Below are 11,931 nucleotides of genomic sequence, written 5' to 3'. Positions count from 1 at the left end.
CCTGTCGGCAATCCTGTCGGCAATCCTGTCGGCAATCCTGTCGGCAATCCTGTCGGCAATCCTGTCGGCAATCCTGTCGGCAATCCTGTCGGCAATCCTGTCGGTAGAAGTGTCTACAAGATTGGCGACGGTCCTGTAGACAAAGCCGGCGACGGCGCGGCGAGGCGCGGCGTGCTGGGACGGGTGCTGGCGGACATGCTGCGGGAGAACCCGCACGACCGGCCGGACGCCGCCGGTGCCCGCGCGCGTTTCCAGGCACTGGCCGACGGTGTGCCGCTCCCGGCCGGCGCGGGCGGACCGGCCGGCGGTGCTGTGCCGGCACAGCTTCCGGCCGACGTGTTCGGCTTCACCGGCCGCGACACCGAACTCGACCAGCTCGACAGCCGGCCCGCACCGGTGGTGGCGATCTCCGGAACGGCCGGCGTCGGCAAGACCACGCTGGCGGTGCACTGGGCGCACCGGATCGCCGAGCGTTTCCCCGACGGCCGGCTGTATGTCAACCTGCGCGGCTTCGACCCCACTGGTCAGGTGACCGATCCTGCCGACGCGCTCCGTGGATTCCTGAGCGCGCTCGGCGTCGCACCGGACCGGATCCCGGTCGAGCTGGATGCCCAGGCCGCGTTGTATCGCACGATCCTGAGTACGAAACGGGTCCTGGTCGTCCTCGACAACGCCCGCGACACCGAGCAGGTCCGGCCGCTCCTGCCCGGCAACCCCGCCTGCCTGGCGATCATCACCAGCCGCAACGACCTGCTCGGCCTGATCGCCAACCAGGGCGCCCGACCGATCACGCTGGACGTCCTCACCGACGCCGAAGCCCGCCGGCTGCTGGACAACCGCCTCGGCGTGGAGCGGACGGCGGCCGAGCCGCAGGCCGTCGACGACCTGATCGCCGCCTGTGCGCGGCTGCCGCTGGCCCTCGCGATCGTGGCCGCCCGCGCGATCATCCGGCCCGGCTTTCCGCTTGCGGGCTTGACGAACCAGCTGGAGACGCCGGCCGGCGCGGATCCCGACACCGATCTCCGCGCGGTGTTCTCCTGGTCGTACCACCAGCTCAGCCCGCAAGCGCAGCGCATGTTCCGGCTGCTCGGCCTGCACCCCGGACCCGACATCTCGACAGCAGCAGCCGCCAGCCTCGCCGGCAGCCGCCCACCCCTCACCGAGCTCACCCGCGCCCACCTGGTCTCCGAACACGCACCCGGCCGCTACACCTTCCACGACCTCCTCCGCACCTACGCCACCGAACTCACCCACACCACCGACACCGACACCGACCGCGCAGCCGCCACGCGCCGCATCCTCGACCACTACCTCCACACCGCCTGTGCCGCCGACCGGCTGCTCTCGCCGCAACGCGACCCGATCGCGCCCGCCCCGCCGGCTCCCGGTGTAGCGCCCGAAGCGCTGGAAGACGTCGAACAGGCACTGCGGTGGTACGCCGGTGAGCAGGCCGTGCTGCCCGCGACGGTGGGCCTCGCGGCGGAGGCTGGGTTCGACACCCACGCCTGGCAGCTCGCCTGGGCGATGCACAACTACCTCTTCCGGCAGGGGCGGTGGCCGGAGCAGCTCGCGGCCTGGGAGACGGCGCTGGGCGCGGTCCGCCGGCTGGGGGACCGGGCGGCGGAGGCCCGCGTCCACCGCAACCTCGCGACCACCTGCCTCCAGCTCCGCGGCCGGCTCGACGACGCCCACCGGCACCTGACCGAAGCGCTCCGGCTGTCGGAAGAGCTCGGCAACCAGGCCGGCCAGGCGCACACGCATTACCAGCTGGCGCAGGTGTGCGAGGAGCAGCGCCGACCCGCCGAGGCGCTCGAGCACGCGCAACAGGCGCTGGCGTTGTACGAGGCGATCGGCCATCGCAGCGGACAGGGGATCGCGTCGAACTCGGTCGGCTGGTTCCTGTGCCTGCTGGGCCGGCCAGAGACCGCACTTCCGTACTGCGAACGAGCCGTCGAGATCTTCGAGGACCTCGGCGACAGCTACGGCGCGGCCGGCTCGCTGGACAGCGTGGGGTACGCCCGGCTCGGCCTCGGCCAGTTCGACGCGGCCGCCGCCTGCTTCCGCCGCGCGATCGACCTGTACGACGAACTCGGCGACCCGTATCGAGCCGCCGACACCCTCGTCCACCTCGGCGACACCCAGTTCGCCGCCGAGGATGCCGCAGCCGCGGCCGAGAGCTGGCAGCAGGCACTGACCACCCTGCACGACCTCGACCACCCCGACGCCGACGCCGTTCAGCTCAAGCTGGAACGCGTCCGGCGTGCCGCGCCGAACTAGCCGGCTCAGCCCGAGCCCGAACCCGGTCGTCAGTTCGCCGCCGCACCGATGCCGTGACGCCACGGGCGTGAGCTGGCGGCCGGCGCTGACCGAGCTGCGTGCTCTCGACCACCCCGCCGCCGACGCGGTTCAGATCAAGCTGGAACGCGTCCGGCGTGCCGCACCGAGCCGGCCCGAGCCTGGCTAGCCCGACCGGCCGAGCCCGAACGCGATCAGGTGGCGGCCGGAGCCGAGCCGGCGGCGCTTGCCGTTCGGCAGCTCCACGTCCGCGACCGCGTTGACCGGTACGCGGACCCGCAGGGCCACCACGTCGCCAGCTCGGCGCCAGCCGACCGACACCAGTCCGCGTACGGTGTCGAGCGAGACGCTCGCCCACTCGAGCGATCCGAACGCCACCGGCGCCACCCGGAAGCGCGCCCATCCCGGCGAGGTCGCCTGCACGCCGACCACGCGCTCGACCAGCCAGCTCACCGGCGCGCTGAGCGTCGGGTCGTTGTGCCCGCGCGAGTCCGCCTCCCACGACTCCCAGAACGTCGTCGCGCCGAGGGAGCGCAGGTAGCCGTACGACGGATAGTCGGTCTGGCCGAGTACCGCGTGCGCCAGGTCCGAACGCCCGTGGTCGGTCAGCGCGAACGGCAGCGTCGCCGTTCCGACGTTCCCGGTGTCGAGATGCCGCCCCCTCGCCTCGATGTCGTCGGCGAGGCCGGCCAGCACGCGCGCACGGTGCTCCGCCGGCACGAAGCCGAACGCGAGCGGAACCGCGTTGCTGGTCTGCCGATACCCGGCTTCGGTGCGCTCGGTGCGATAGACACCGGCCTCGGCGTCGAGGAACCGCGCGTTGAACTGCCCGACCAGATCCTCCGCCTTCGCCCGCCAAGCGGCCGCCTGAGAACCCTTGCCGAGCAGCTCGGCGAGCGCCGTGCCGTGCCGCAGGCTCTGGATGACGTACGCGACGCCGACCAGCGCACCGCCCTCCGGCCCGCTCGGGTAGTCCTTCGGCGGGTTCGGCGGATACCAGTCGCCGAACCGGTCTTCGCTGACGCCGCTCGCGAGCTTGCCGACCGACCACTCGATGTACTTGCCCACGCTGTCGAAGAACCTGGCGGCCAGCGCCCGGTCGCCATAGGTCATGCAGTAGCGATGGACGAGGTACGGATAGACCCCGGTCGAGCTCGGCGTGAACAGGAAGCCGCCGCTCGTGGCACCCATCGGCGCGATCAGCGGCACCTCGCCGTCGGGCGCCTGGCCGAGCCGAAGATCCTCCAGCCACTTGGCGTAGATGCTCTGCATTCCGAACTGGTACAGCGCCGGCTGCGCCATCCAGTGGTTCGCGCCGGTCCAGCCGGCCTTGCCGATGCCCGCGAGGTCGGGATGCCCGTGCAGCCCGTTGCGCGCCGTCTGCCTGAACGCGTCCGCGATCCATTGCAGGACGGGGCTGTCGAGCTCGAGCTCCATCGTCTCGGTCACGTCGGTGTTGACCTGGACGGCTACGACCTCGATCGAGAGGTCGCCCGGCACGCCACTGACCTCGACGTACTGGAAAGCCCTTGTACGTGAACGCCGCCTGCCAGCTCTCCTCGCCACGCCCGCTCGCGACGTACTCGTCGCGCTGCAGCCGTCCGTCGATCGACGGGTTCTCGTTGCCGCTCGGGATGCCGACCTCGATCCGCCCGCTCTCGCCGAGCTTCTCGGCGTACTGCAGGCGGACCCTCGTGCCCTCGGGCATTCGGCCCGTCAGCCGGACGTTGCCGGTCAGGACGACGCCGAAGTCGAGCAGCCGCGTGCCGTCGCCGAGGTCCCGAACGGAGACGGGCCGGATGGTCGCCGTCGGCCGGATCGGGGCGCCGGCGAACGCCTCCAGCCGGCCGCCCGGGCTCTCGACGACCCTGGCCGGCGTCCAGCCGGATGCGGCGAATCCGGCCGTGCTCCATCCGTTGAGGGCGGCCGCGCGGCGCCCGTCGTACGTCTCGCCGTTGAACACGCCTTCGTACGTCGTCGGGCCGTCCGCCTGCTGCCAGCCGGCGTCGGTGCCGATCGTGACCGTACGACCGTCGGCCAGCCGGACCTCCAGCTGCGCCAGGGCCTGCGGCTCGGCGACCCAGCGCTGCAGGTTGCTGCCGTCGGTGTCGGGTTCGCGGGTGGCGAAGAAGCCGCGCCCGAGCGCGAGGCCGATCGCGTTGGATCCCTTGCGTAGCAGCGAAGTGACGTCGTACGTGGTGTAGAGCAGCCGCCGGTCGTAGTCGGTCGCGGCCGGTGTCAGCTCGCCCGCGTTCACCGCCCGGCCGTTGATCCAGGCGAGCCCGTGGCCGAGCCCGCAGAGATACAGCCGGGCCGACTCGACCGTGGCGCCCAGGCTGAACTCCCTGCGCAGCAAGGGATTGGCGGGTGCAGGCGGCGTGATCGTGTAAACCCACCGGTCGACCTGCTCCGGCTCGCCGTTGGTGAAGCCGGTGCCCTCGCGGTACGGATCGGCCCGCGGGTCGTCGTACGGCGCGCTCGGCCAGCGCACGTCACCCTCCGGCTCGGACAGCTCGAGGTAGTACGTGCCGGCCGCGATCGGCTCGGCGAAGTCGAGCCGGCCCTGCGCGTTCCTGTAGCGATCGCCGCGTACGTCCGGCAGCCTCCGGCTGCCGACGACCGTCCCGCCGGGCCCGTCCCGGTGCAGCGTCATCACGAAGCCGGCGGTGTCGGACTCGAGCAACAGCAGCACGGTGACAGCAACCGTCGGCCCGTGGGTCACGAAGCTCTGGCCGAGCGTGTTTCCCGTGGTGAGCCGGACCTCATCGGTGTCGCGCGGGTCCAGCACCCGAACGGCGTTCGGGATGGCCCGGCCGCTGCCGATCCAGCGCGCGGTCCAGTCGGCGGCCTCGAGCAGCGCGGTCTCGAACCAGGCCGTGCCGGCATACGGCCCTGGGCTCCCGGCCTCGTCCCAGACCCGGACCGTCCAGAAGTACCGGGTCCTCGCCCGCAGTGCCGGACCGTCGTAGAGCTGCGCGGTCTGCTCGGCCGAGCTCACCCGGCCGGAGTCCCAGACGTCGGCACGACCCTCACGCAGCAGCTCGCGCTTGCTGGCAACGAGAATCCGGTACGCGGTCTGGCTCCGGTTCTCGCCGGTGGCTTCGAGTCTCCAGCCGAACCTGGGCCTGGCCGCGTCGATGCCGAGCGGCTCGGTGAGGTGCTCGGTGGTCAGCCGGACCGGCCGGACGGCCTCCACCTCGCCCGAGGCCAACGCGGGAGAGATCCCTTCCAGACCGGTGGAAAGCGCCGTCAGTGCGGCCGCACCAGCCATGCCACCCATAACGACTCGTCGACGTACCTCTGCCACTTCGGCCCCTCTCCGGCGGTGTGTTGTCCCGCCAGCCTCCCGGCTTCGGCAGGAGTGGGCATCAGGCGAGGGACGACACCTCGACTACTCCAGAGGGCGTACGCAAAGCCCTGTAGGGGCTTGGAAAACCGCGACTCAGTCCTGGCCGGCGAGGTGTGCCTCGATGCCGTCGAGGATCCGGTCGAGGCCGTACTCCAGCAACTGCTCGCGCTTCTGGCTGCCCGCGGCGGAAGCCAGCACAGCGGCGAGGGCGGGGAAGTCGCCGGGATGGTCGTGCAACAACTCGGCCATCGCGGCGGTGTACTGGCGCTCGGTCAGGCCCCAGGTAGCGTGCGGAGTGCCGGCCGTCTGCTGCGCCAGGTTGCGCACGTGCCCGGTAATGACCCCGATCGTGTCCAACTGCTCGGCGCCGTCGAGGCGGGTGCCGGCGAGTGAGGCCAGTGCGGTCTCGGCCCAGCCGAGCTCGTTGGGACCCAGCACCCGCAGTCCGGTCGTGGCGGCGATCACCCAGGGATGCGCGTGGAGGACGCCGAACAGCCGCAGCCCCCACTCGCGGAGCTTGGGCCTCCAGTCGCCGGGCACGGAGGCCAGGTCGGGCGGCGAGCCGGACGCGTGGTCGACCATCAGCGCGACCAGCTCGGACTTACCGGGCACGTAGCGGTACATCGCCATCTTGGTGAAGCCCAGCTCGTCGGCCAGCCGCTGCATGGAGACCGCGGCCAGGCCCTCGGCGTCGGCGAGGTCGATCGCCGTCCGCACGATCCGCTCCAGGCTGAGCGCCGGCTTCGGCCCGCGCCTGGGCTGCGCGTGCGCACCCCACAGCAGCTCGATGCCGGCTGCCTGATCGCCGAACAACTTCTCCCGCTTGCTTGTCACAGTAATTGTGTCTACCATAAACAAAACTGTTTCCGGTGGAGACAGTTAACGTGACGATGGGGAGATGATCCATGAGCAGCGTGTTGATCTCGGGGGCGAGCGTCGCCGGACCGGCGCTGGCGTACTGGCTCGGCAGGAACGGACACGACGTCACCGTCGTCGAGATCGCGCCGGCCCTGCGGCCGGGCGGCCAGGCGGTCGACTTCCGGGGACGGACGCACCTGACCGTGCTGGAACGGATGGGTGTGCTCGACGACCTGCGGCAGGTGCGAACCGGTGGCAGCCCGTGGCGGTTCGTCGACGCCGACGGCCGTCAGCTCGCGGCGCTGCCCGGTGAGTTCGCGGGTGGAGAGCTGGAGGTGCACCGGGGTGACCTGGCCAGGGTGCTCTACGAACACTCCGCGCCGCGGGCGGAGTACGTCTTCGGCGACTCCATCACCGCGCTGCGCGAGACCGCTGACGGCGTGGACGTGGAGTTCCGGCACGCGCCCGCGCGCCGGTTCGACCTGGTGGTGGGCGCCGACGGCCTGCACTCCAACGTCCGCCGGCTGGCCTTCGGCCCCGAGGAGGAGTTCGTCCGGTATCTCGGCTACTACATCGCGACCTGGAGCCTGCCCAACACCCTGGGCCTTGGGGAGACGGCGTTGCTGCACAACGTTCCCGGCAAGCTGGTCAGCGTCGGCGCCGACCAGCGCGACCCGTCCAGGGCCGGCGTGCTGGTGGCCTTCGCGTCCGAACGGATCGACTACGACCGGCACGATGTCCAACAGCAGAAGGCGATTCTCGCGGAGCGGTTCGCCGGCCTCGGCTGGGAGACGCCACGTCTGCTCGCCGCGCTGGCCGACGCGGACGACCTCTACTTCGACTCGATCAGCCGGGCCGACGTGCCGCACTGGTCGCGGGAGAGGGTCGTCCTGCTGGGCGACGCCGCACACGGCGCGACGCTCGGTGGCATGGGCACCGGAGCGGCGATCGTCGGCGCGTACGTGCTGGCGGGTGAGCTCGCCGGCGCCGACCGCCGGACCGCGTTCGCGCGGTACGAGACCAAGCTGCGGAAGTACGCCACGAACTGCCAGAGGGGCGGCAACCGCGCCGGCCGGTTCCTGGCACCGCTCACGGCGAGAGGGCTGGCGATCCGGAACTGGATGTTCAACGTCCGATGGCTCGTCGATCTCAACCTGAAGCTGGGTAAGAAGGTCACCAGCGACATACCCTTGGAGACCTATCCCGGAACGGATAGCCTCAGAGCATGGCCGACCCCTTCTTCGTAGAAGGCTTCGAAAACCCAAGCCCGGCTGGGCTCCCCGAGGGCTGGACCGGCGACGGCCGGATCGTGCCCGAAGCCGCGGAAGGCGCCGGCGCCCTCTACATCGAGGACACCGATCCCCGGCGCACCGCGGTGGTCTACTCCCAGCGGATCGCGGCCGAACCCGGACAGGTGATCGTCCTCGGTGCGCTCTGCCGTACCGACGTCGAGGACGGTGCTGGCGCTCAGATCGCCGTGGGGGTTGAGGAATGGGACCAGCCGCCGGGTGATTCCGGCGGCACGCAGATCGTCGTGCGCTGGCTCTACTGCGCGCGCACGCTCGACTGGCAGCCCAACGAGGTGACGTTCACCACGACGTCGGCGACGCATGGTCTCCGGTTCCGGATCCTGCCGGCGGGCGGCGGCGCCGACAAGACCGGCAGGGCGTGGTTCGACAACGTGACGATGGCGATCGGCGAGCCCGATCCGCCAGCCGTGATTGACGGTTTCGGTCGTCCCGTTCCGGTCACGGAGGTGGTCGACGAGCCGAGGATCTTCTCGCCGGAGGAGTTCTGGGCCAAGCCCGCGGAGGCGTCGCTCGACGCGCGGGTGCGCGGGCGTTCGGTGTGGTCCTATCCCGTGCTCCGCAGGCACTTCCTCGGCCTCGACCTCGGCCTGCCCAAGCGCGTCCACGACACGCAGTCGGCGCTGCCCCGGCTCGAGACCACGATCGGCGTCGAGGTCGACTTCACCGATCCGACGATGCTCAACGTCGTCGCGGGCGACATCGCGTACGAGCCGATCGTCCACGCCCATCCGGCGGCGGACGGCAGCTACAGCAAGCGCTACTACCCACGCCGGATGCACGACTGGCTCACGACCGACTTCCAGCCGGCCTACGCGCTCACCGAGGACCCGGAGTTCGGCGACCGGATGACGCAGTTGCTCGACTTCCTGGCGTTCTCGCAGTACGACCAGGGCGGCGACAACGCCTTCACCTCCACCTACTTCCCGGAGGAGTTCGCCGAGGCCAAGCAGCTCGGGCGCACGCTGGAGTGGGTCGGCGCGTGGGACTACGTCTACGACTGGGAATGGCTCGACGCCTACAACTACTTCTGGCGCCTGCATGCCGGCGACCACCACGTCGGCGCTCAGTGCGCGGCCGCGATCGTCCGGTCGTACGAGCTGACCCGCCGGCAGTCGGATCTCGATGCCGTCGTGCGGTTCGTGCACAACCAGATCCCGCGCTACGGCTGGCACACCGGTGTGTGGGAGGGCCGCCGCTACTACTGGACCGAATACAACCTGAGCGGCCCCGGCAACAACGTCCGCGACGCCACCGACAACGTGATCGGCCTGGTCTCGCAGGCGGTCGCGGCGGTCGGCTTCTACACCGGCGACCTGCGCAAGCTGGAGTACGCCCGGGGCATGTTGTGGTACCTCGTCCGCGAGTGGACGACCGACGGGCGTTGGTACTACGACGGCGCCGAGAATCCCCGGAACCAGCGCTTGGCGATCTCGCACGACATGGCCGTGCTGCTGCCGTTCCTCTGGACGGCGGCCTACCTCCTGCGGGCCGGCGTGCCGCTCGACCGGGAGCTCGAGGCGCTTTCCGACGCCTACGAGTACTACCTCGAGAACTACCCCTACAAGCCGATGGGCATCGTGCGCAACGGCCAGCTGGCGAAGCTGCCACCGCAGCGGGTGGACAGCGAGCGGTGGAAGGTCACGACCTACTTCACCGCCAACCGGGTGAGCTCCGGCGTCACCGTCCACGACGTCCTGCCGGAGTTCGAGGGCGGGTCGAATGGTCCGGACCGGCTGAAGGTCTCGGTCGCCAAGCTGATCCCGCCGTCGAAGTCCACCGGTGCCTGGACGCTCGACCCGGAAGCGACACAGACGTTCACGGTGAGCCCGGCGGAGTTGAAGGCCGGGCTGCCGACGGGCTGGAGCCTGCAGCCCGGCGACGCGATCCGGGTGAGTTACCTCCTCCGCAACCGGGGCTCGATGTGGAAGGGCCTGGCTCCCGCCACTGTCAGCTTCACCGCCGAGTCGGGGGAGGAGGTCGTCGTCACCGGCACGGTTCCGGACCCGGCGTATCCCACGCTGGTGACCGACGAGTCGTATCCGTCCTACTGCGCGCGCCTGACCATGCCGCTGGGGCCGGAGCACGAGTCGTACGTCGACATCTGAGCCAGCGGGCGTCAGTGAAATCAGGGGGCGGGGATGCTCAGCGGGCGGGCGACCTCGAGCTCCTTGTTGTCGATCAGCCGGCGAACGGACTCGAGGATGGCTTGCTCGGGCTCGTACCGCGGCTCGTAGCCGAGCAGCCGGCCCGCCTTGTCGATGCTGCAGCAGTGGCTGCGGACGAGGTGCTGCCAGCTGGCCTCGGCGTGCTCCGGTGTGGTCGACCGGCGGAACTCGTCCCAGGTCACGGACTCCAGCGTGGCGACCTGCCCGAACCAGCCGGCGGCGATCTCGGCGTATCCGCGGACGTTGAGTGCTGTGGGTGCGACGGCGTTGAAGTCCTCGCCGGCGGCGGCGGCTCGACGTTCGATGGCCTGCTCGAAGACCTGGGCCACGTCGTCGGCGTGAACGTGGTGCATCAGCTCGGCGCCGCTTCCGGGGATCCGCAGCGGCTCGCCGACCGAGAGTGCCTGCCAGACGCCGGGGTCCAAGCTGCCGAGCGGGCCGATCGGATGCCAGCCGGGCCCGACGATGTGACCGGGGTGCACGGAGGTGGTGGGCAGCCCGCCGCCGGCTGTCTCTTGCTTCAGCATCCGAGCGATCCGGTCCTTCTGGATGCCGTACTCGCCGAACGGCTCGGTGCCCGAGCCGGTTTCCTCGGTGATCGGCGCCTTGCGGCTGAGGCCGTACCGCCAGATCGAGCCGCAGTGCAGCAGGTGCCCCGTCTCGCCACGCAGCCGCTCGACCAGCATGGTGGCCGACTCGATGGTGAAGCAGATCAGGTCGACGACGGCATCGGCTCCGAGCCCGGCGATCCGGCCCGCGAACGTACCGTCGCGGTCTTCCTGCTCGCGATCGGCGCTGAGCTGCTGGACGTCGTTCCACTCCGGCGCGTCGGCGTAGGGCTGGCGGCTGCCGCGGCTGACGTTGACGACCTCGTGGCCCGCCCGCACCAGCCGGGGAACGAGGAACGTGCCGATGTGGCCGCTCCCACCGATGACGACGATTCTCATGGCTCTCCGATCGTTGGCCGGCGGTGCGGCTCGCCTTGGTCGGTCGTGCTCACCAACGCTATCGCCGCCGCGGCCAGGATCCAGCCGTACGCCGTGGCCAGTCCGCGCCCCCTCGCCGCGGACTGACCTCAGGCGTAAGGGCTCACTCCTCGGTCTCGTCGTCTTCGGCGAGGATGCGGTAGAGCTGCTTGCGCGCGTCGATCAGGATGCGGCGCGCGCGGGAGATGTCGGATCCGACGCGGGCGACCTGCATCGCGGCCATCGTCACCTGGCCGATGATCGAATGCAGCTCGGACAGGTCGTCGTCGACGCTGCCGGCGATCGCGTCCCACGGCGGCCGGATGTCCTGCTCCTCGACGTGGGACCGCCCGGCATCGGTGAGCTGGAACAGCTTGCGCCCGCTGGACTGGTCGGTCTGGACCAGGCCTTCGTCCTCCAACTGGTTGAGCGCGGGATAGACCGAGCCCGGGCTCGGGCGCCAGACGCCGTTGCTGCGCTGCTCGATCTCGGTGATGATCTGGTAGCCGTTGCGCGGCTCCTCGAACAGCAGCAGCAGGATCGCCGCGCGGACGTCGCCGCGCCCTACCTTCGGTCGTCCTCCTCCGCCTCGTCCGAACCAGCCGCCGAACGGAGGTCCGGGCCGGGTGAACCCCCGGCCCGGGGGTCCTGGCGGCGCCGGAGGTCCTGGGGGCTCGGGCGCGAAGAACTGCCCGAATCCGGGCGCACCAGGCGGGCCAGGCGGGCCAGGCGACCCAGGATGCCCGGCGAACCCGGGCGGTCCCGGAGGTCCGGGCGGAAAGGGAGGCCTCGACTCCTCGTCCCAGGCCTGCTGGTGGTGGCGCGGGTCTTCGTCCCAGGCGTGCTCGTGGTGCCGGCGATGCTCGTCCCAGGGTTCCTCGTGGCCGTGCTGGCCTCCGTGTGGTCCGTGTGGTCCGTGTGGTCCGTGTGGTCCAGGCATGGTGATCATCCTCTCGAATTACTCGACTGCTTCTAGATATATCGAGATA

General features: G+C 70.7%; 7 protein-coding genes and 1 pseudogene. 3 read left to right on the top strand and 5 right to left on the bottom strand.

All coding sequences use genetic code 11. The annotated features are described in order from the left end of the window. Positions 1-171 precede the first annotated feature (171 nt). Positions 172-2,277, top strand: a complete 2,106-nt coding sequence (locus ACYVF6_RS44880; protein WP_460532863.1) for an ATP-binding protein — start codon at positions 172-174, stop codon at positions 2,275-2,277. A 183-nt stretch (positions 2,278-2,460) separates the two neighbouring features. On the opposite strand, the gene ACYVF6_RS44875 is transcribed toward ACYVF6_RS44880, so the two are convergent. The 3 genes and pseudogenes from ACYVF6_RS44875 to ACYVF6_RS44865 form a co-directional block, all read right to left on the bottom strand. Continuing rightward, complete coding sequence (locus ACYVF6_RS44875; protein WP_460532860.1) at positions 2,461-3,795, bottom strand: alpha-L-rhamnosidase-related protein; 1,335 nt, start codon at positions 3,793-3,795, stop codon at positions 2,461-2,463. Between the two features lie 82 nt (positions 3,796-3,877). After that, positions 3,878-5,566, bottom strand: a pseudogene (locus ACYVF6_RS44870) (family 78 glycoside hydrolase catalytic domain); the annotation flags it as partial. Positions 5,567-5,737: 171 nt separating this feature from the next. Next, a complete protein-coding gene (locus tag ACYVF6_RS44865; RefSeq protein ID WP_460532857.1) occupies positions 5,738-6,478 on the bottom strand; it encodes a TetR/AcrR family transcriptional regulator in 741 nt (246 codons plus the stop codon). A 71-nt stretch (positions 6,479-6,549) separates the two neighbouring features. Here ACYVF6_RS44865 and ACYVF6_RS44860 point away from each other — a divergent pair, with 71 nt between their 5' ends. Beyond that, a complete protein-coding gene (locus ACYVF6_RS44860; RefSeq protein WP_460532854.1) occupies positions 6,550-7,749 on the top strand; it encodes a Rossmann-fold NAD(P)-binding domain-containing protein in 1,200 nt (399 codons plus the stop codon). Continuing rightward, on the top strand, positions 7,728-9,917 hold the full coding sequence (locus ACYVF6_RS44855) for a hypothetical protein (RefSeq protein ID WP_460532852.1): 2,190 nt from the start codon (positions 7,728-7,730) through the stop codon (positions 9,915-9,917). The genes ACYVF6_RS44860 and ACYVF6_RS44855 overlap by 22 nt, the downstream gene beginning before the upstream one ends. Before the next feature lie 20 nt (positions 9,918-9,937). On the opposite strand, the gene ACYVF6_RS44850 is transcribed toward ACYVF6_RS44855, so the two are convergent. Further along, a complete protein-coding gene (locus ACYVF6_RS44850) occupies positions 9,938-10,924 on the bottom strand; it encodes an NAD-dependent epimerase/dehydratase family protein (RefSeq protein ID WP_460532849.1) in 987 nt (328 codons plus the stop codon). Positions 10,925-11,066: 142 nt separating this feature from the next. Continuing rightward, a complete protein-coding gene (locus tag ACYVF6_RS44845) occupies positions 11,067-11,882 on the bottom strand; it encodes a PadR family transcriptional regulator (protein WP_460532846.1) in 816 nt (271 codons plus the stop codon). Between the last annotated feature and the right edge of the window lie 49 nt (positions 11,883-11,931).

This window comes from Flindersiella endophytica, assembly GCF_054779015.1.
The sequence above is the reverse complement of the archived record's forward strand: the minus strand, read 5'-3'. Positions and strand labels throughout refer to the sequence as shown.